This window comes from Albimonas sp. (assembly GCF_055129145.1).
The window spans coordinates 1-19,503 of the sequence record NZ_JBSRTQ010000023.1; the positions used below are offsets into that span (position 1 = coordinate 1).

Here is a 19,503-nt window from a genome sequence, read left to right on the forward strand (position 1 = left end):
TCCAGCGCCCCGCGGGCGGGCAGCGAGACCACGGCGGTCAGCAGGATCGCGTCGCGGATCATCGGATGGCCGGCGACGTAGCGGGCGCCCTCGGCCATCTCGGTGACGATGCCGCGCAGAAAGCCCTCGGCCGGGCCGGTCGCCGCGGCGCGGATCGGGGGCAGGGCCGGCATGGTGGCGAAGCTGAAGATCTGCGGCAGGAACAGGAAGGAGGCGAGCCCGATGGTCACCTCCGCTCCCTGATGCGCCAGCAGCCAGCCGCCGAGCGCCGGGCCGAGCATCCGGGTCACGTTGAAGTTCAGCGCGGTCATCGCCACCGCCTGGGACAGCGCCTCGCGCGGGACCAGCCGGGGGGCGAGCGCCATGCGGAACGGGTGATAGGCGGAGGCGGCGAGCCCGATGCCCAGCGACATCGCCAGCAGCGCCGGCGTGGTGATCGCGTCCTGCATGGCCAGCACGAACAAGGCCGCGCCGAGCAGCACCTGGAGCGACTGGGTGGCGACCAGCCCGTGGCGCGGGTCGATGCGGTCGGCGAGCACCCCGAAGACGGGGCCCGAAACCAGCGTCGGCGCGAAATTGAGGAACGCGACCAGTCCGGTGATCGCCGCCGACCCGGTGAGGTCCCAGGCGAGCCAGCCCATCGCGATGCGCAGGATCCACATGCCGTTCAGGCCGGCGAAGTTGCCGGCGAGATAGGCGCGGAACGCGGGATGGGCGAGGGGGGCGGGCAGGTTCATTTCGGCTCGATTGATGGCGCAGGGTCGGGCCCGCGTCCAGAAATAGTTTTGCGCCCTTATCAACGTGAGGTGCGGAATCCTCCTTGTGAGGGTGGGAGTGATGGCGGTCGGCGAAAATGCTGCGCTGCGGCGCCGATTCGCCGGCGGGGGGGCCGCGAGGCGGACTCGCGGACCCGGAAGCTTGGGGGTCGCCAGCGGTCGCCGCCCGCTCTGAGCCTTTCAGTCGTTACGTAATATTTATGCTGCGATGCGGTGGCTGCATTGCGGTATGTGCGACGCACAAACCGGACATGCATGAACGTCAGTTGTCCATATCGTAAGGCTTGATAACTATCCACCCAACGGAAGCCGGCGCCCTCCCACGTCGGCCAGACCAAGGACGAAACACCGATGGCTCTGATCGCAGACGCCCCGCTGAACCGCGCCGACATGGCGCATGGCTCCGCCCTCTCCGGCTCCACGCCGACCTTCGGCCAGATCGGCGCCGGACTTTTCGGCGTCGCCGCCCGCCGCTTCGCGGCCTGGCGCGACTACCGCCGCACGCTGGCCGAGCTCCAGTCGCTCGACGACCGCGCCCTGCGCGATCTGAGCCTGAGCCGCGGCGAGCTGCGCCACGTGGCCCGCAACGCCACCGGCTTCTGAGGCCCCTGCGCCGCCCGCAGGGCTGCGCGATGCGAAAACCAAAGGCCGGCGGCGCGCGCAAGCGCCGCCGGCCTTTCGCATTCAGGGGCGCGCGCCTCAGGCCGCGTCCTGCTCGGCCCGCGCCAGGTCCGCCGTCTCCCAGGCCAGCATGGCGCGCTTGACGCCGAGCCCCCAGTGATAGCCGCCCAGCGCGCCGGATTTGCGCAGCGCCCGGTGGCAGGGGATCAGCAAGCTGACCGGGTTGCGCCCCACCGCCGTCCCCACCGCCCGCACCGCCCTGGGCGCGCCGATCACCCGCGCGATGTCGGAATAGGTGGTCACATGGCCCGAGGGGATGGAGAGCAGCGCCTCCCACACCTTGATCTGGAAGGGCGCGCCGACCAGATGCAGCCGCGCCTCGCCCTTGCGGCGGAAGGCGGCTTCGACCCAAGGGGCGAGGGCGGCGGGATCCTCGACATAGCGGGCCTCGGGCCAGCGGGCGCGCAGGTCGGCCATGGCGGCGTCGGGCCCGACTTCGGCGGCGAAGGCGAGACCGCACAGGCCCCTGTCGGTTCCGACCCCCAGCGCCGGGCCGAAGGGGCTGTCGAACCAGCCGTGGCGGAGCGTCAGCCCCTCGGCCCCGCGGGCGAATTCGCCTGGCGTCATCGCCTCCCACCGCACGAACAGGTCGTGCAGGCGGGACGGACCGGACAGCCCGGTGTCGAGCGCCGCGTCCAGCAGCGAGTGCCGGTCGCGCAGCAGGGCGCGGGCATGGTCGAGCGTCAGCCATTGCAGGTAGCGCTTGGGGCTGACCCCGACCCAGCGGCTGAACAGGCGCTGGAAATGCGCGGGGCTGAGGCCCATGCGGGCGGCCAGCGCGTCGAGCGAGGGCTGGCGGTCGGCCTGCGCCTCGATCAGGCGCAGGGCGGCTTCCATGAGGTCATGGTGGAAGCGGTCCGAGGCGTCGGGCCCGTCGAAGCGGGTTTCCGCCTCCGCCTCCGCCTGCGGGACGGCGGCGGCGGAGGGGTTGAGCGGCGCGGCGGCGGAAGCGGAAGCGGTCATGGCGGTTCTCCTATCTCGATCCCAGATATGCGCCCGGGGGACGAGCCGCGCGACCCGTTTCCTGCGCCGGCCTTCCCGTCTCCGCGTCGGTCTTCCTTCCCTGGCCCATCCCGGCGCGTGGTTCCCGCCCCGCACCCGTCGCGACCCGCGCCGACGATCCCGCGCGCCGCGGGCGGAACGGCCCCGCCGGCGCGACCTTGGCGCGGCGCTTCCGACCCGCGGGCCCTTGCGCCCCCGCCCCGGCCCGCGCCAGTCTGGCCCGACCAAAGGTCAGCAAGGGGCCCCGATGTATCCGATCCTCCGCGTCCGCCGCGAAGTCCGCAAGGCGATGCGCTCGCCCCTGCTCGCTCCCGGCGAGCTCCATGTCGCCCGCACCCGCTGCTGGCCCACCGACATCGACCATATGTGGGAACTCAACAACGGCCGCTCCCTGACCCTGATGGACATGGGCCGCATGGCCTGCATCCGCCAGACCCGCATGGTCGAGGGGCTGGCCAGGCGGGGCGCCCGCATCGCCATCGCCGGCTCCTGCGTCCAGTATCGCCGCCGTGTGAAGCTGTGGGAGGCGCTGGAGATCCGCTCGAAGATCATCGGGTCCGACGCGCGGTTCATCTACATGGAACAGGTGCTGCTCGCCTCGGGCGAATTCGCCCATCACGCGGTGTTCCGGGTGGCCTGCGTCGGCCCGTCGGGCATGCTGCCCATCGCCGAGGCGCTGCGGGATTTCGACCATCCCGGCTGGTTCGCGGCGCTGCCCGACTGGATCGCCGCCTGGTCCGCGGCCGAGTCGGCGCGCATCCGCCCCGGTTTCGCCGCCTGAGCCGGGGGCCGCGCGACGACCGGCCCGAGAGCCTCGGCGTCCCGCCCGCGCGGCGGGTCGCCGGGGCGCCCGGCGGCGCCGCACGACCCCCGCGGTTCGCTTCATGCGCCCCTGCGTCGGCGCAGCCCGCGCGAACGCATGGCGTCGGGCTCATCAAGCAATTAAGTTACGCGCCGACGCCGGATGCAGACGACGGCGCGACGACGCGGCCTGGCGGTGCTCCGTCCGACCCGTCGCCGGGCGGCCCCGCCGCCAAGCGATTGAAAGGGCGCGCATCGCAGCCGCCCGGATGAAAAGGGAAGCCCCATGCCCAAAGACGCCATGTCGCGTGAGATCGTGATTCTCGCCGGCGCCCGCACCGCCATCGGCACCTTCGGCGGCGCGCTCGCCGGCACCCCCCCCACCGTCACCGGCGCCCTGGTGGCGAAGGAGGCGATGGCCCGCGCCGGCATCGACCCCAAGCTGATCGGCCACGTCGCCTACGGCCATGTCATCAACACCGAGCCGCGCGACATGTACCTGAGCCGCGTCGCCGCCATCGACGCCGGCATCCCGAACGAGACCCCGGCGATGAACGTCAACCGCCTCTGCGGCTCGGGCGCCCAGGCCATCGTGTCGGCGGCGCAGTCGATCCTGCTCGGCGACGCCGACTTCGCGCTCGCCGGCGGGGCCGAGGCCATGTCGCGCGGGCCCTACATCCTGCCCGCCGCCCGCTTCGGCCAGAAGATGGGCGACATCAAGGGCGTCGACATGATGGTCGGCACCCTCACCGACCCGTTCGGCCACGGCCATATGGGCATCACCGCCGAGAACGTCGCCGCCGAGCACCAGATCAGCCGCGAGCAGCAGGACGCCTTCGCGCTCGCCTCCCAGGACCGCGCCAAGGCGGCGATCGAGGGCGGGCGCTTCAAGGAGCAGATCGTCGCCGTTCCGGTGAAGAAGGGCCGCGACATGGTCGACTTCGACACCGACGAGCACCCCCGCGCCACCACGATGGAGGCGCTGGCCGGTCTGCGCCCCGCCTTCCGCAAGGACGGCTCGGTGACCGCCGGCAACGCGTCGGGCATCAACGACGGGGCGGCGGCCCTGGTGCTGGCCTCGGGCGAGGCGGCGGCGGCCGCGGGACTGAAGCCCCGCGCCCGCATCGTCGGCTACGCCCATGCCGGCGTGCGGCCCGAGGTGATGGGTCTCGGCCCGATCCCGGCGGTGAAGATCCTGATGGAGCGCACCGGGCTTTCGGCCTCCGATTTCGATGTGGTCGAGTCGAACGAGGCTTTCGCCGCCCAGGCCTGCGCGGTGAACAAGGGGCTCGGCCTCGACCCCGCCAAGGTGAACCCCAACGGCGGCGCCATCGCGCTCGGCCACCCGGTGGGCGCCACGGGCGCGATCATCACCGTGAAGTGCCTCTATGAACTGGAGCGCATCGGCGGCCGCTACGGGCTGATCACCATGTGCATCGGCGGCGGGCAGGGCATCGCCATCGCCATCGAACGGATCTGAGCCAGCGGCCTCAGGGCGTTTGACGCGGGGCGGGGCGGCGGCGTCCCGCCCCGTCGCATGCGCGGCCCGGCTTCATGGGCGAACGGACTTCTTTGGCGGCAGGACGGGGCCGAACGCACTTGCCGCGTCGATTCATTCGTGACCCTTTGGAGGCAGGGCTGGACAGCGGCGCAGGTCCTTCTACCTGATGGATCACGTTTGCAATCACACCTCAACGGAGGAGGCCGCCATGGCGACCACCGTCAAGACCCCGGAAGAGAAATACGACGATCTGGCCCGCCAGATCGACGCCCTGCGCGGGGATCTCGCCAAGATCACCGATTCCGTGGGCTCCATCGCCCGCGACGAGGCCTACACCGCCAAGGCGCGGGTCAGCGACGCCGCCCATGACGCCGCCGAGCGTGGCCGCGCCGCCGGCCGCCGCGCCCGGGCCGAGGCCGAGGAGGGCGTCGCCCAGGCCTCCGACTATGTGCGGGAGAACCCGCTGACCGCCGTCGCCGGCGCCGCGGCGCTGGGTCTGGTGTTCGGTTTCCTCACCGCGCGTCGCTGAGCCCGCGCATGGAGACGCCCGCCGTGGATATCCCCGCCGTCGTCAGGACGTTCTCCGACCTGCCCGCCGCTCGCGTGCGCGCCGGGGGGGCGCATGCAGGCGCGCGCCCGGCGTGGACGAAGGGGGCGAGGCGATGAGCGCGCTGGGTCAGCGCCTGGCGCGCGAGGCGTCGATCGCCGCGGGTCTCGCCGCGGCCAGCGCCTCTTCGGCGGCGGTGGCTTCTCTCGCGGCTCCGCTCGCGATGGGGTTCTGCGCGCTGGCCGCGGCGGGTCTGCTGACCGCCGCGGCCATCGGCTTTCTCACGCCCGAACTGGGCTGGCCGCGCGCCGCTCTGAGCCTAGGGCTGTTCTGGGGGGCGCTGGCCGCGATCATCGCGCTGGTCAGGCTGGTGCGCCGCGGGCCGAGCGCGTTCCCCGATCCGCAGGCCGCCGCCCGCCGTGCGGCGGAGGCGGCGCATCTGGCGGCGATGCAGGAATACGGCCCGGGTCATGCCGCGCCGCCCCCCTACGGCGCCGGCCCCCGCGGACCTGCGCAGGGCGGGGCGCCGCTCTCCGACCTGGAACTGGCCGAGATGGCGATCCGCGCCTTCCGCGACGCCGCCGTCGCCGGGCGGGCGATGCGCGGAGGCCCGCGCCGCCGCGACCCCTATCGCTGAACGCAAAACCCCGTCCACGGCCCCGGCCGTCGCGTCCATCCTTCCCCGAACTTCTCTGCCCGAGACGTCGCCGCCCGCGACCCCGGTTCCACGCGCCGCGGGCGGGACGGAGCCGCCGGCGCGACGTCGACGCGGCGCTTTCGCCTGCTCCGGACCGCCGAGTCCGGCTGGCGCCGGAATTCGCCTGAGTCTCGGGGCGGCCTGAGTCTCGGGGGCGGCAGGCGCGGCGGGCGGCGGGACCGCGGGTCAGGCCTCCAGGAACCGCGCGACGATCCCGGCGAAGTCGACCGGCGCTTCGGCGTGCAGCCAGTGGTCGGCGCCGGGGATCGTCTCGAATTCCGCCGCAGGGAACAGGGCCAGCACCGCCCCGTGATGCGCCTCGCGCAGATAGCCGGATTTCCCTCCCGCGAGGAACAGCGCCGGCCCGTCTAACCGCCCCTCCGGCGCCGGCCAGCCGATCAGCCCCGCCATGCCCGAGGCCAGCGCGTCGAGGTTCAGCCGCCACCGCAACCCGTCGGGCGTGTTGGCCAGCGAGTGCAGCAGGAACGCCCGCATCGAGCGATCCTCCACCACCGGGGCCAGCTGGGCCTCGGCCTCCGAGCGTCGGGACAGCGTGGACAGGTCGATCCCCTGCATCGCCGCCACATAGGCCGCATGCGAGTGCGAATAGGCGACCGGCGCCACATCCGCCACCACCAGCCGTCGCAGTCCGGAAGGACGGGTCAGCGCGGTCATCATCGCGGCCTTGCCCCCCATGGAATGGCCGAGCAGGTCCCCCTCTCCCCCGCCTTCCGCCGCCAGCGTCTCCGCCAGGTCGCCGGCCATGTCGTCATAGCCCATCGCGTCCGACCACGGGCTTTCGCCGTGGTTGCGCATGTCCACCGCCACCACGCGCCGTCCCTGCGCCAGGCGTTTCGCCACCCCGCCCCAGTTGCGGGCCGAGCCGAAGAGGCCGTGCGCCACGATCAGCGGCGGGTGGATCTCGGGCCCCTCGGCGGGATGGGTGATGGCGTTGAGCCGCATGGGATCGCTCCTTCGCTCCTTGGGTCCGGTCCTGAATAATCCCCCCGAGCCGGGAAGGGAACGTGGCCTGCACGCCCCGGGGTGTTGCCCCGGCCCCGCCCTCCGGCCTAGTCTGGCCCCGATCCTCGGAGGCCCGCTTGCAACCCTATTCCGCCCTGTCGGTGATCTGGAACGGCCTGACCGGCCAGCGCAACTGGTCCCGTCAGTGGCGCGACCGGGACCCGAAAGCCGCCTATGACGTGGTGATCATCGGGGGCGGGGGCCATGGGCTCGCCACCGCCTATTATCTCGCGAAGCACCACGGGGTCCGGCGGGTCGCGGTGCTGGAGCGCGGGCTGATCGGCCAGGGCAACGCCGGGCGCAACACCACCATCGTGCGCTCGAACTACATGCTGCCGGGCGCGCGGGAGTTCTTCGAGCATAGCCTGAAGCTGTGGGAGGGCCTTTCCCACGACCTCAACTACAACCTGATGTTCTCCCAGCGCGGCCACATGGCCCTGCATTTCGACCCCGCCGGGCGCGACGCCTGGGCGCGGCGCTACAACACGCTGCGGATGACCGGCTCCGACGGAAGCTGGCTGCGCCGCGATGAGGTCCGCGCCCGCGCCCCCTATCTCAACTGGTCCCCCGACGCCCGCTTCCCGATCGAAGGCGCCTTTTTGCAGGAGCGCGCGGGCACGGCCCGCCATGACGCGATGGTCTGGGGCTATGCACGCGCCGCCGACGCCCGCGGCGTCCACATCGTGCAGAACTGCGAGGTGACGGGCTTCCTCCGCGAGGGGGGCGAGATCGTCGGCGTCGAAACCTCCCGCGGCGAGATCCGGGCCGAAAAAGTCGCGCTCTGCGTCGCCGGGTCGACCGGGCCGCTGGCCGCCAAGGCGGGGCTCGGGAAACTGCCGCTCGAAACCCACAAGCTGCAGGCTTTCGTGACCGAGCCGCTGAAGCCCATCGTGCACACGGTCGTCAGCTCGGGGCAGGAGGGGCTTTTCTACCTCTCCCAGTCCGACAAGGGCGGGTTGGTGTTCGGCGGCGAGATCGACGGCCATCCCAGCTACGCCCAGCGCGGGTCCCCCCGCATGTATTCCGAGGTGATGGAGAAGGCCGTGGCCCTGATGCCCTGGATCAGCCGGGTGCGGGTGCTGCGCCAGTGGGCGGGCGTGATGGACATGTCGATGGACGGCGCGCCCTTCATCTGCACCACGAAGATCCCCGGGCTCTATTTCAACGCCGGCTGGAATTACGGGGGGTTCAAGGCGACCCCCGCGTCCGGCTGGTGCTACGCCCACACCATCGCCCATGACGCGCCCCATGAGCTGAACGCCGCCTATTCCCTGGACCGTTTCGCCAGGGGCGCGATGCTGGACGAGGAGGCGTCGGGCCCGACGCCCAAGCTGCACTGATGCGCCTCGAGTGCCCCTTCTGCGGCCTGCGCGACGAGGGCGAGTTCGCCTATGAAGGCCCGGCGATGGACTGGCCCGCGCTCGACGCCCCCCGCGCCGGATGGGTGGATGCGGTGTTTTTGCGTGACCAGCCGAAAGGCGAGGCGCGCGAGCTCTGGCGCCATCATCTCGGCTGCGGCTCGTTCCTCGAGATCGTGCGCAACAACGTCTCCCATGAGGTCCTGTCCGTCGCCTACGCCGACCCCGCCGAAACCCGCGCCTTGAAAGTCCGTCTCAAATGACCGGGTTTCGGCTTCGCGGCCCGACCGGCGCGCCGATCCCCTTCCGCTGGAACGGGCGGGAGATGACGGGGCGGCCCGGCGACACGCTCGCCGCCGCACTGATGGCCAGTGGCGTGCGGCTCGTCGGCCGGTCCTTCAAATATCACCGCCCCCGCGGGATCATGTCGGCGGGGGAGGAGGAGGCGGGCGCTCTGCTGACGGTCGGCGAGGGCGCCCGGCGGACGCCGAACCTCAAGGCCACGGTGGTGGAGCTGGAACCCGGCCTCGTCGCCGCCTCGCAGAACCACTGGCCGTCGCTGGGGCTCGACCTCGGCCAGGTCAACGACGTGCTCGGCCGCTTCCTCACCGCCGGCTTCTACTACAAGACCTTCATGGGGCCGTTCGCCGGAACCCGCGTCTGGATGGGGTTCGAACATCTGATCCGCCAGGCCGCCGGCCTCGGCGCCGCGACCCTCGACCCCGACCCCGACCAGTACGAGCAGGTCCACGACCATTGCGACCTGCTGATCGCCGGCGCCGGCCCCGCCGGCCTTTCGGCGGCGCTGGAAGCCGCCGAACAGGGCGCCGACGTCCTCCTCGCCGAACAGGATTTTGCAATCGGCGGCGCGTGGCTTTCGGCGCCCGAGGGGTTGGCTGAACTCTTGGCCGCCGTCGCGGCCCACCAAAACATCCGGGTGCTGACCCGCGCCCAGGTCTTCGGCCTCTACGATCATGGGATGGCGGGGGTGGTCGAACGGCTCCCCGCCGGCGGGCCGATCCGCGAGCGGCTGCGGCTGGTGCGCGCCCGCGCCGTGATCGCCGCCACAGGGGCCATCGAGCGCCCGCTGGTCTTCGGCGACAACGACCGCCCCGGCGTGATGGGCGCCGCCGCCGCCGGGACCTACGCCGCCCGCTTCGGCGTGGCGCCCGGGCGGCGGATCGTGGTGGCGACGACCAACGATTCCGCCTACGCGCCCGCCGCCACGCTGGCGACCGCGAGCCTCGACGTCACCCTGCTCGACCTCCGCGACCGCGCCCCCGAAGCCGCCGCCGCCGCGGCGACCGAGGCCGGCGTCTCCGTCCGCCCCGGCATGGCCCCGATCCGGGCGCTCGGGGCGGGGGCCGTCCGCGGCCTCCTGTGCGGTCGCCACCGCGGCGGGGGCCGCGCGCTGCCGGAGGAGAAGCTGGAAGCCGACATCATCGCCGTCTCCGGCGGCTGGTCGCCCGCCTTGCACCTCACCAGCCACGCCCGCGCCCGGGCCCTTTGGTCCGACGACCTGCTCTGCTTCCTGCCCGGCACGGGCGAGGTCATCGCCTGCGGGGCCGCGGCCGGCGTCTGGGACCACGACGCCTGCCTCGCCTCCGGCCGCGCCGCCGGCCGCCAGGCCGCGGTCAACCTGCGCGCCACCCGCCGCCGTCCGCTCAAGGACGCAGAGCCCGGCGGCTGGGAAACGCCCCCCGCCCCGGTATGGGAGACCTGGACCCGTCACCGCACCGACAAGAAATTCGTCGACCCGATGCACGACGTCACCGCCGCCGACATCCGCCAGGCCAAGGCCGAGGGGTTCGAAGCGCCCGAGCACATGAAGCGCTACACCACGCTCGGCATGGCGACTGATCAGGGCAAGGTCGGCGGGGTGGTCGGCCTCGCGTTGATGGCCGAGGCGCTGGGCGAGGCCGGCCCCGGCGCGCTCGGCACGACCACCTTCCGTCCGCCCTACGCCCCGGTGTCCCTGGGCGTCTTCGCCGGCGAGATCACCGGCGAGACCTGGGCCCCCGTCCGCCCCACGCCCTTCCACGCCCGGGCCCAGGCCGCCGGCGCCGTCTTCGTCGATGCCGGCCGCTGGCGCCGTCCGTGGCATTTCCCGCGCGCCGGAGAGGACCTGCGCGCCGCCTCGATGCGCGAGGCGGCGATGGTCCGCGCCGCGGTCGGGGTCTGCGATATCTCGACCTTGGGCAAATTCATGGTGCAGGGGCCGGACGCGGCGGCGTTCCTCGACGCCCTTTTCTCCAACCTCATCTCCACGCTCCCGCCCGGAAAGGCCCGCTACGGGTTCCTTCTGCGCGAGGACGGCATCGTCTTCGACGACGGGACCGTGTGGCGGCTGTCGGAGACCGCGTTCCTCGTCACCACCACCACCGGCCATGCCGACGCCGCGGAGGCGCATTTCGCCCGCTGGCGGGCGCGGCTCGGCCTGCGGGTCTCGCTGACCCCTGTCACCGAGGCCTGGTGCGCGCTGGCCGTGGCGGGGCCAAGGGCGCGCGAAACCCTCGCCCGTGCGACCGAGGACGACGTCTCGGCCGAGGCCCTCCCGTTCCTCGGCGTCCGCGACCTCACTGTCGCCGGGGTTCCGGCCCGGGTGGCGCGGATCAGCTTTTCGGGCGAACTCGCCTACGAGGTCCATGTCCGCCCCGCCGACGCCCCCGCGCTGTGGGACGCGCTCGCCGCCGCCGCGAAGGCCGAAGGCGGCGGGCTCTACGGGCTTGAGGCCCTGGACATCCTTCGCGTCGAAAAGGGATTCCTCACTGGCCGCGAGATCGACGGGCGGCTGACGCTCGCCGATCTCGGCATGGGGCGGATGGCGTCCGCCAAAAAACCCTTCGTGGGCGGCGTGCTTGCCGGACGTCCGGCGCTGACCGACCCCGCGCGGCCCGCCCTCATCGGCCTGGTCCCGGCCGAGCCGGGCGCGCAGGTCCGCGCCGGCGCCCTGCTGCACCGGCTGGGGCAGGAGACCGGGCGCGGCGTCGGCTGGATCGCCTCGATCGCCGACAGCCCCGCACTGGGCGCCCGCATCGCGCTGGGATTCGCGGAGGGCGGGCCGGAGGCGCTGGCGGGCCGGACCCTGATGGCCCATGACCCGACCGGGGGCGCGGCGACCAGGATGAAGGTTTGCGCCCCCTGTTTCATCGACCCTGAAGGGTCGCGGATGAAGGACCCGGACGGGTTGCCGAGGGACCCGCAGGAGGCCCCCGCATGACCGCCCCGCTGGTCATCGACGCGCTGCCCGCCGGCGCCCTTTGGGAGGCGGAGCTTTGGCGCGGCCCCGACGGCGCGCGCCTGTGCAAGGCGCTGGAGGCCCCCGCCCCCGCGCCGGGGGCCTGGGTCGAGGCCGCCACCGGCGCCCGCGTCTGGCGCCGCGCGCCGTTGACCTGGCGGATCTGGACCGGGGCCGACCCGGGCGCCCCGCCCCCCGCCGCCCTCGCGGACCTCGCGCCCGAGGCCGGCGCGGCGGCGGAGATCGGGGCCGGTCTCGCCCGCCTGCGCCTCGCGGGCGCGTGGGAGGACGTGGCGGCGACCTTGTCGCGCCTGATCCCGCCCGACCTGCGCGCCGCCGCCTTCCCCGAGGGCTCCGTCGCCGTCACCGGCTGGCGCCACGTCCCCCTGACCCTCCTGCGCGACGCGGGCGGGGCCGATCTGCTGGTCCCCCTCAGCTTCGCCCCGACGCTGGAAGCGCAGGCGCGGCGCGTCGCCGCTCGTCTGGCCTGCGTCTAGGCGCGCGCCCGGACGACGGCTATGCAGCGGGGATGAGCGCTCCTGACCTCCTCCCCGTCTCCGAACCTTGGCCCGAGATGTTGCCCGGCTGGGTCTGGCTCGCCGGCGCGGGCCCCGGCGACCCCGGGCTGTTGACCCTGCACGCGCTCAACGGCCTGCGGCAGGCCGAGGTTGTGGTCTACGACGCGCTGGTCGACGAGCGGGTGCTGGCCTTCGCCAACCCCGCCGCCCAGATGGTGTTCGCAGGCAAGCGCGGCGGCAAACCCTCGGCCAAGCAGCGGGATATCTCGCTCCGGCTGGTGGACATGGCGCGCGAGGGCAAGCGGGTGCTGCGGCTGAAGGGGGGCGATCCGTTCCTGTTCGGGCGCGGCGGGGAGGAGGCGCAGACGCTGGTCCAGCATGGCGTGCCGATCCGCATCATTCCCGGGATCACGGCCGGCATCGGCGGGCTCGCCTATGCCGGCATCCCCGCCACCCATCGCGACGTGAACCAGTCGGTCACCTTCATCACCGGCCATGACGCCCGCGGCGAGGCCCCGGCGGCCATCGACTGGGAGTCCATCGCCCGCGGCAGCCAGGTGGTGGTGGTCTATATGGGGCTGCGCACGCTGGGAGAGCTCTCCGCCCGCTTCATCGCCGCGGGGCGGTCGCTGGACGAGCCGGTGGCGGTGGTGACCGACGCGACCCTGCCCAACCAGAGGGTGCTTGAAACGACGCTGTCGCGCGCGGCCTCCGATGTCGCCGAGGCGCAGATGATCCCGCCCGCGCTGATCGTCATCGGCCGCGCCGCGTTGCTGCGCAAGGCGCTGGCCTGGTGGCAGGGCGAGGGCCCGACCGACCTCGACCCGCTGGGCCGGGGACGCCCGGCCGAAGAGCCCTGAGCGCTCAGGGCGCCTTCGTCACCCGCCAGACCGTGTTCCCCACGTCGTCGGCCACCAGCAGCGCGCCGGTCGCGTCGATGGTCAAGCCCACCGGCCGGCCGAGCGCCTTTTCCTCGGCCAGAAACCCGCTCAGCACCGTTTTCGGCCTGCCTGCCGGTCGACCGTCCGCGAAGGGCACGAACACCACTTCGTAGCCGCTGCGAGGGATGCGGTTCCACGACCCGTGCTCGCCGATGAAGGCCCCTTCGGCATAGACCGCGCCCAGCTTGGCGCCCGTGGCGAAGGTCAGGCCCAGCGGCGCCACATGCGAGCCCAGCGCGTAGTCCGGCGCGCGGGCGGCGCGTTCAGGGGCCGGCGCCTCGACCCGCGGGTCGGGATAGGTCCCGTAGTAGACCCAGGGCCAGCCGAAATAATCGCCGGCCTCGACCTTGGTAAGGTAGTCGGGAACCAGATCGCCGCCCAGCTCGTCCCGCTCGTTCACCACGGCCCAGAGGGCGTCGGTGGTCGGTTCCCATCCCAGCCCCACCGGGTTGCGGATGCCGGTGGCGAAGGGGCTCAGCGCGCCGGTGGCGAGGTCGATCGCGACGATGCGGGCGCGGCCCGCCTCGGCCTCCATCCCGTTTTCGCCATGGTCGGAATTCGACCCGATGGAGACATAGGCCGTCGTCCCGTCCGCCGAGAGGATCAGCCCCTTGGTCCAGTGCCGGTTGGGCGGGTTGTGGGGCAGCGGGGCGACGGTCTTCACCGGGCCCGAGGTCGTCAGCGCGCCCGGCATGTAGGGCGCGGAGACCAGCCCGTCGGTGTTCGCCACATAAAGCACGCCGTTCGCCCAGGCCATCCCGAAGGGCGAGGTCAGGCCGGTGAGCAGCGCCACGCGGATCTCCGCCGCGCCATCCCCGTCGGCGTCGCGCAAGAGGGTGATGCGATCAGCGCTGGGCACGCCCGCGCCCGCCAGCGCCATCGCCTTGCGCTCGACCCTCGCGCGCAGGCCGCCGGCGGCGGGGTCCTCGGGCGGCTGGGCGTTGGATTCCGCTACCAGCACGTCGCCATTGGGCAGCGCCAGCAGCCAGCGCGGATGGTCGAGCCCCACGGCGAAAGGCGCGACGGCGAGGCCTGCGGCCGGGGTCGGCCGCGCGCCCTCGGGCCATCCTTCGGCCAGCGCGATGGCCATGGTGGGGACCAGGTCGATCCTGGGCGCGGGCAGCACCGGCGAGGGGCCGACCCCGGCGCCTGCGGGAAACACGGCGTTGGACCCGCAGCCGGCGAGGCTGAGGCACAGCCCCGCGACGGCGAGCCGGGCGGCGCGGGGCCGGGGGGCAGGGATCTTGGCGGCGACGCTCATCAGGCGGATCCTCCTTGGCGGCGCGCGTCGCGGAGTGCCGCGGCGGCGCTCGGTCATCCTAGCGCGGATGGGCTTCGCCGCCACCTCCCCGCCGGCGCCCGTCGTCACCCGCGCCTCCGGCCCAGCGCCGCGCGGGCGCACCCGCCTCCGCAGGCGGTCCGGTCGACGCGCGGCTCCCGCCATCTGGACGGAGCGGAAACCTGCGTCTACATTCCTCAGCGATCTGCCGACCGGCAGGTCAAGTTCTCGGGGCGGGGTGAAAGTCCCCACCGGCGGTGATGGCCTGGCGACAGGTCCGAGCCCGCGAGCGCGCCGAAGGGGCCCTCCTGACTTGGGGCGAGCCCGACGGTGGTCAGCAGAGTCCGGTGAGATCCCGGCGCCGACGGTCACAGTCCGGATGAAAGAGAACGGGAGCGCGGCCTCGGGGCCGGATCGCGCGCGATCCGGTCGCCTGTCCGCGGCGCTCGTAGCCCCGATTCATGTTTGTCCTGAAGGAGGGGCGCGCAATGGATCGGACCCAGACCCAATCCGAACGACCGGCGACCAAGGTCGCCTTCATACGAGCCCGCTGGCATGCCGGCGTGGTGGACGAGGCCTGCGCCAGCTTCGTGGCCGAGATGGCGCGGCTGACCAATGGCGAGGCGGAGGTCGAAGTGCTCGACGTCCCCGGCGCCTTCGAGATCCCGCTGCTGGCCAAGCGCCTCGCCGCCACCGGCCGCTACGCTGCGGTGGCGGGCTGCGCCTTCGTGGTCGACGGCGGCATCTACCGGCATGATTTCGTGTCGGAAACCGTGGTCGCAGCCCTGATGCAGGTCGGGCTCGACACCGGGACCCCGGTGCTCTCGGTCGTGCTCACCCCGCACAATTTCCAGGAGACGCCGACCCACGAGGCCTTCTTCCGCGATCATTTCGTGGTCAAGGGCCGGGAGGCGGCGGAGGCCTGCATGGCCACCCTCGACGCCCATCGGGCGGTGGAGCAGGTCGCCGCCTGAGGCCTGAAACAGACGCGCCCGGCCCCTTTCGAGGCCGGGCGCGAAACCCTGCGATGGCGCGGCGCGTCAGGCGCGCAGCGACCCGCCCGAGGCTTTCTCCACCGCCGCGACGACCTTCTTCGCCACCGCCTCGATGTCCTCTTCGGTCAGCGTGCGCTGCCGGGGCTGGAGCCGCACCGCGATGGCGACCGACTTCTTGCCGGCGCCGAGCGAGGCCGCCGCCTTCTCCCCCCCGAACACGTCGAAGACCGAGGCCCCGGCGATCAGCGCCTTGTCGGCGCCCCGCGCGGCGCGCAGCAGGGTCTCCGCCTCGCATTGCGCATCGACCACGAAGGCGAAATCCCGCTCGACCGCCTGCAGATCCGACGCGCCCAGCGCCGGGCGGGCGATGGCCCGGGTTTTTGGAATCGGGATCGCGTCGAGGAAAATCGTGAAGGCGGAAGCGGGCCCCTTCACGTCGAGCGCCTCCAGCGCGCGCGGGTGCAGTTCGCCATAAACCGCCAACGGAACCTTGGGGCCCAGCGACAGCACGGCCGAGCGGCCCGGATGGAACCACTCGGGCGCGTTGCGCATCGCCATCAGGCGTTCCACCGGGGCGCCCAGCGCGGCCAGAGCCGCCTCCGCCGCCGCCTTCGCGTCCCACAGGTCGACCGCCCGGCGCACGCCGGTCCATTCGCGCGGCGCGGTGGCGCCGGCGAAGACGCCCGAGGCGACCACGCGCTGATCCTCGGGCTCGCCGCCCGACCAGCCCGGCCCGATCTCGAACAGCGCCAGCTCGCCCGCGCCGCGGGCCTGGTTGCGCGCGACCGCCGCCATCAGGCCCGACAGCGGGTCCGGGCGCATATGGCTCATCTCCGAGCTGATCGGGTTTTCCAGCCGCACCGCGTCCGAGCCGCCGCCGAAGGCCGCGGCCTCGGCCTGGGAGACGAAGGAATAGGTCACGCATTCGTTCATGCCGGCGGCGGCCAGCGTGCGCCGGGTCGTCGCCTCGCGCTTCTGGCCGAGCGTCATCGTCGGCCGGGTCACGCCGGTGGACGGACGGGGCAGGGGCCGCGCCACCAGTTTGGTGAGCGAGGCGACGCGGGCGATCTCCTCGACCAGATCCGCCTCGCCCTGCACGTCGGGGCGCCAGGAGGGGACGTCGACCATGATCCGGTCGCCCTCGTCCCGCGGCGCGAAGCCGAGCGCGGTGAGAATCCGACGCTGCTCGCCCTCCGCGATATCCATGCCGACCAGCGACGCGCAGCGCGCCGGGTCCAGCCGGTAGGCGCGCGCGAAATCCGGGGCCTTGCCCGCGACGATGACCTCGGAGGGCTCGCCGCCGCAGAGCTCCAGGATCATCGCCGTCGCGCCCTCGATCCCGTCGACGCAGCTTTCAGGGTCCACGCCGCGGTCGAAGCGGTAGCGGGCGTCGGAGTTGATCTTCAGCTTGCGGCCCGAGAGCGCGGTGCGGATCGGGTCGAACCACGCCGCCTCGATCAGCACGTCGGTGGTGGTCTCGTCGCAGCCCGAGGCTTCGCCGCCCATGATCCCGCCAAGCGACTCGGCGCCGTTGTCGTCGGCCACCACCGTCATGCTTGGGTCCAGCCTGTAGGTCTTGCCGTCGAGCGCCTGCAGGGTCTCGCCCTCACGCGCGAAACGGACCTGGAGGTCGCCGGTCACCTTGCCCGCGTCGAAGACGTGCAGGGGGCGGCCGCGGTCATAGGTGAAGAAGTTCGTCACATCGACCAGCGCCGAGATCGGCCGCAGCCCGATGGCCCGCAGCCGGCGCTGCAGCCAGGCGGGCGACGGTCCGTTCTTCACGCCGCGCACCATCCGCAGGGCGAAGACCGGACAGGCCAGATCCGCGACCTCGGGGGCGAGGCTCACCGTCACCGGGGAGGCGAAGGCGCCCGGCACGGCCTCGATCGCCCTGGTCTTCAGCGTGCCGATCCCGCGGGCGGCCAGATCGCGCGCGATCCCCGCCACGCCCAGCGCATCGGGGCGGTTGGGGGTGATGGCGATGTCGAACACCACGTCGCCGAGGCCCGCGTAATCGATATACCGCGCGCCGAGCGGCGCGTCGGCCGGCAGGTCGATGATGCCGTCATGATCCTCGGAAATCTCCAGCTCACGCTCCGAGCAGAGCATGCCGTTCGATTCCACGCCGCGGATCACGCCGGGCTTCAGGTCGACGCCGGTGCCGGGGATATGGGTTCCGGGGGCTGCGAAGACGCCGATCAGCCCGGTGCGCGCGTTGGGCGCGCCGCAGACCACCTGCACCTCGGCCGAGGGCTTTTCGGGGCCGTTCGGCCACGTCTCCACCCGGCAAAGGCGCAGGCGGTCGGCGTCGGGATGGGGGCCGGCCTCGATCACCCGGCAGATGCGGAACATGCCCAGCTTGTCGGCCGGATCCTCCAGCCCTTCCAGCTCCAGCCCGAGATCGGTCAGCGTGTCCGCGATCTCCTTCGGGCTGGCGTCGGTGTCCAGATGCTCCTTGAGCCAGGAAAGGGTGAACTTCATCGCATGCGCTCCGCCGGCCGGGGGTCCGGCGGTGTTCTAGCCTGTGGGGCGCGGATGTCCATGGGGAGGGGGGCGCAAGGGGCGGGATCGGCGCAGGGAGGGCGCCAACCCGCCATGCGCGGCGGAGGGGAACGGCGGGCTGGCGCCCGCCCTACGCTTTCGTGACCGTCCGGAGACTCGCCCCAAGGCTGGCCGCCAGGATCGAGCCGATCAGGAAACCTTCATGGGTGGCCATCCGCAGCAGACCGGCGAGCGCCCCGGTCTCCGCCGCCGCCGGCGCCGTGATTCCGGTCACCTGGATCGCGAGCGCGCAGACCACGCCGCCCCCGCCGCCGAGGATCAGGGCGCCGGTGAGCAGGCGCAGCGGACGGATGCGCCTCGGTCCGTTGCGATTCGCGGCACGGGCGCGGATGGCGCGCAGCTCGGCCCGGGTCAGGGACGTGGTCGGCGCCTGGACGCGAACCTGACCAGAACCCTGCCCGGACGTCCGACCCGAAGCGCCGCCCGCAGCCCTGCGCATCACGCGCTCAACCCGCCCCGCATGGTCGGCACGTCCAGCGACGCGAAACCATAATGCTTCAGCCAGCGCAGATCGGCGTCGAAGAACGCCCGCAGATCGGGGATGCCGTATTTCAGCATCGCGATCCGGTCGATCCCCATGCCGAAGGCGAAGCCCTGCCACTTGTCGGGGTCGATCCCGCCGGCGGCCAGCACCTTGGGATGCACCATGCCGGAGCCGAGCACTTCCAGCCAGCCGTCGCCCTCGCCGACCTTCAGGGTCCCGTCCTTCCACGAACAGCGGATGTCGACCTCGGCCGACGGCTCGGTGAACGGGAAATGCGAGGCGCGGAAGCGGGTTTCCACGCCATCGACCTCGAAGAAGGCGGCGAAGAATTCCTCCAGCACCCATTTGAGGTTGGCCATGGAGATGTCGCGGTCGATGGCCAGACCCTCGACCTGGTGGAACATCGGCGTATGGGTCTGGTCGAAGTCCGAGCGATAGACCCGCCCCGGCGCGATGATCCGGATCGGCGCGCCCTGGGCCTGCAGGGTGCGGATCTGCACCGGCGAGGTATGGGTGCGCAGCACGTGGGGGGAGCGTTCGTCGCCTTCGCCCCCCTCGGACTTCGGGCGCGCCATGTAGAAGGTGTCCATCTCGGCGCGGGCCGAGTGGTGGCCCGGCATGTTGAGCGCGTCGAAATTATACCAGTCGGTCTCGATCTGCGGCCCCTCGGCCACCCCGAAGCCCATGTCGGCGAAGATCGCGGCGACCTCCTCGGTGACCTGGGAGACGGGGTGGATGGTGCCCGTCGCGCGGGGCCGGGGGGCGAGGGAGACGTCGAGCCACTCGGTCCTGAGCCGCTCCGCGAGGCCCGCATCCGCCAGCGCGGCGCGCCGGGCGGCAAGCGCCGAGTTCAGCTCGTCCTTCAGCGCGTTCAGCGCCGGGCCGGCCTGCTGGCGCTCATCGGGCGACATCTTGCCCAGTTCGCGCATCATCAGGCTGACTTCGCCCTTCTTGCCGAGCGCGCCGAGCCGCGCCGTCTCCAGCGCCGATTCGTCCGCCGCCTCGGCGATGCGCCCCAGCCAGGACGCCCGAAGCGTGTCCAACCCGTCCATGACGTCCTCCGCGGTCCGTTGCCCGTATTGCCGAAGGGGCGATAGCAC

The 19,503-nt window shown here is 72.7% G+C and carries 18 protein-coding genes and 1 riboswitch; of the genes, 11 read left to right on the forward strand and 7 right to left on the reverse strand.

What is annotated here, in order from left to right; translation table 11 throughout:
• A partial coding sequence (locus ACTB72_RS06105) for an MFS transporter (RefSeq protein ID WP_463036101.1) occupies positions 1–737 on the reverse strand: 737 nt, incomplete at its 3' end.
• Positions 738–1,127: 390 nt separating this feature from the next.
• Here ACTB72_RS06105 and ACTB72_RS06110 point away from each other — a divergent pair.
• Positions 1,128–1,379, forward strand: coding sequence for a DUF1127 domain-containing protein (locus tag ACTB72_RS06110; protein ID WP_463036102.1), 252 nt, complete (start codon positions 1,128–1,130; stop codon positions 1,377–1,379).
• Between the two features lie 96 nt (positions 1,380–1,475).
• On the opposite strand, the gene ACTB72_RS06115 is transcribed toward ACTB72_RS06110, so the two are convergent.
• The gene (locus ACTB72_RS06115) at positions 1,476–2,294 is read right to left on the reverse strand and encodes a methylated-DNA--[protein]-cysteine S-methyltransferase (RefSeq protein ID WP_463036130.1); all 819 of its coding nucleotides are present in this window, start codon (positions 2,292–2,294) and stop codon (positions 1,476–1,478) included.
• Positions 2,295–2,706: 412 nt separating this feature from the next.
• Here ACTB72_RS06115 and ACTB72_RS06120 point away from each other — a divergent pair, with 412 nt between their 5' ends.
• From ACTB72_RS06120 to ACTB72_RS06135, 4 genes are all read left to right on the forward strand, one after another.
• Positions 2,707–3,240, forward strand: coding sequence for an acyl-CoA thioesterase (locus ACTB72_RS06120; protein ID WP_463036103.1), 534 nt, complete (start codon positions 2,707–2,709; stop codon positions 3,238–3,240).
• A 321-nt stretch (positions 3,241–3,561) separates the two neighbouring features.
• Complete coding sequence (locus ACTB72_RS06125; protein ID WP_463036131.1) at positions 3,562–4,740, forward strand: acetyl-CoA C-acyltransferase family protein; 1,179 nt, start codon at positions 3,562–3,564, stop codon at positions 4,738–4,740.
• Between the two features lie 229 nt (positions 4,741–4,969).
• Positions 4,970–5,290, forward strand: coding sequence for a glycine zipper domain-containing protein (locus ACTB72_RS06130; protein WP_463036104.1), 321 nt, complete (start codon positions 4,970–4,972; stop codon positions 5,288–5,290).
• 133 nt (positions 5,291–5,423) lie between these two features.
• Positions 5,424–5,945 carry a hypothetical protein gene (locus tag ACTB72_RS06135; protein ID WP_463036105.1) on the forward strand — a complete coding sequence of 174 codons (522 nt, stop codon included), beginning with the start codon at positions 5,424–5,426 and terminating at the stop codon, positions 5,943–5,945.
• 246 nt (positions 5,946–6,191) lie between these two features.
• Here ACTB72_RS06135 and ACTB72_RS06140 read toward each other — a convergent pair whose 3' ends face one another.
• Positions 6,192–6,968, reverse strand: a complete 777-nt coding sequence (locus ACTB72_RS06140; protein ID WP_463036106.1) for an alpha/beta fold hydrolase — start codon at positions 6,966–6,968, stop codon at positions 6,192–6,194.
• 137 nt (positions 6,969–7,105) lie between these two features.
• Here ACTB72_RS06140 and ACTB72_RS06145 point away from each other — a divergent pair, with 137 nt between their 5' ends.
• From ACTB72_RS06145 to cobA, 5 genes are read left to right on the forward strand one after another with little or no spacing between them, the layout of a single operon-like run.
• Positions 7,106–8,368 (forward strand): sarcosine oxidase subunit beta family protein, encoded by a 1,263-nt coding sequence (locus ACTB72_RS06145; protein ID WP_463036107.1) that lies wholly within the window; start codon positions 7,106–7,108, stop codon positions 8,366–8,368.
• Positions 8,368–8,649 carry a sarcosine oxidase subunit delta gene (locus ACTB72_RS06150; RefSeq protein WP_463036108.1) on the forward strand — a complete coding sequence of 94 codons (282 nt, stop codon included), beginning with the start codon at positions 8,368–8,370 and terminating at the stop codon, positions 8,647–8,649. Before ACTB72_RS06145 ends, ACTB72_RS06150 begins: the two co-directional genes overlap by 1 nt.
• Complete coding sequence (locus ACTB72_RS06155) at positions 8,646–11,606, forward strand: 2Fe-2S iron-sulfur cluster-binding protein (protein WP_463036109.1); 2,961 nt, start codon at positions 8,646–8,648, stop codon at positions 11,604–11,606. Before ACTB72_RS06150 ends, ACTB72_RS06155 begins: the two co-directional genes overlap by 4 nt.
• Positions 11,603–12,121 (forward strand): hypothetical protein, encoded by a 519-nt coding sequence (locus ACTB72_RS06160; protein WP_463036110.1) that lies wholly within the window; start codon positions 11,603–11,605, stop codon positions 12,119–12,121. The genes ACTB72_RS06155 and ACTB72_RS06160 overlap by 4 nt, the downstream gene beginning before the upstream one ends.
• Before the next feature lie 32 nt (positions 12,122–12,153).
• The gene (gene cobA, locus ACTB72_RS06165) at positions 12,154–13,002 is read left to right on the forward strand and encodes a uroporphyrinogen-III C-methyltransferase (protein ID WP_463036111.1); all 849 of its coding nucleotides are present in this window, start codon (positions 12,154–12,156) and stop codon (positions 13,000–13,002) included.
• 4 nt (positions 13,003–13,006) lie between these two features.
• On the opposite strand, the gene ACTB72_RS06170 is transcribed toward cobA, so the two are convergent.
• Positions 13,007–14,344: a PQQ-dependent sugar dehydrogenase gene (locus tag ACTB72_RS06170; protein ID WP_463036112.1), complete on the reverse strand. Its 1,338-nt coding sequence runs from the start codon at positions 14,342–14,344 to the stop codon at positions 13,007–13,009.
• Positions 14,345–14,582: 238 nt separating this feature from the next.
• Positions 14,583–14,757, forward strand: a riboswitch (FMN riboswitch).
• 93 nt (positions 14,758–14,850) lie between these two features.
• On the opposite strand from ACTB72_RS06170, the gene ACTB72_RS06175 reads away from it, so the two are divergent.
• Positions 14,851–15,336 (forward strand): 6,7-dimethyl-8-ribityllumazine synthase, encoded by a 486-nt coding sequence (locus ACTB72_RS06175; RefSeq protein ID WP_463036113.1) that lies wholly within the window; start codon positions 14,851–14,853, stop codon positions 15,334–15,336.
• Between the two features lie 66 nt (positions 15,337–15,402).
• On the opposite strand, the gene pheT is transcribed toward ACTB72_RS06175, so the two are convergent.
• The 3 genes from pheT to pheS form a co-directional block, all read right to left on the reverse strand.
• Entirely contained in the window at positions 15,403–17,838 is a 2,436-nt protein-coding gene (gene pheT, locus ACTB72_RS06180) for a phenylalanine--tRNA ligase subunit beta (protein ID WP_463036114.1), read from the reverse strand.
• 151 nt (positions 17,839–17,989) lie between these two features.
• The gene (locus ACTB72_RS06185) at positions 17,990–18,358 is read right to left on the reverse strand and encodes a hypothetical protein (RefSeq protein WP_463036115.1); all 369 of its coding nucleotides are present in this window, start codon (positions 18,356–18,358) and stop codon (positions 17,990–17,992) included.
• Positions 18,358–19,446, reverse strand: coding sequence for a phenylalanine--tRNA ligase subunit alpha (pheS, locus tag ACTB72_RS06190; protein ID WP_463036132.1), 1,089 nt, complete (start codon positions 19,444–19,446; stop codon positions 18,358–18,360). The genes ACTB72_RS06185 and pheS overlap by 1 nt, the downstream gene beginning before the upstream one ends.
• Positions 19,447–19,503 lie beyond the last annotated feature (57 nt).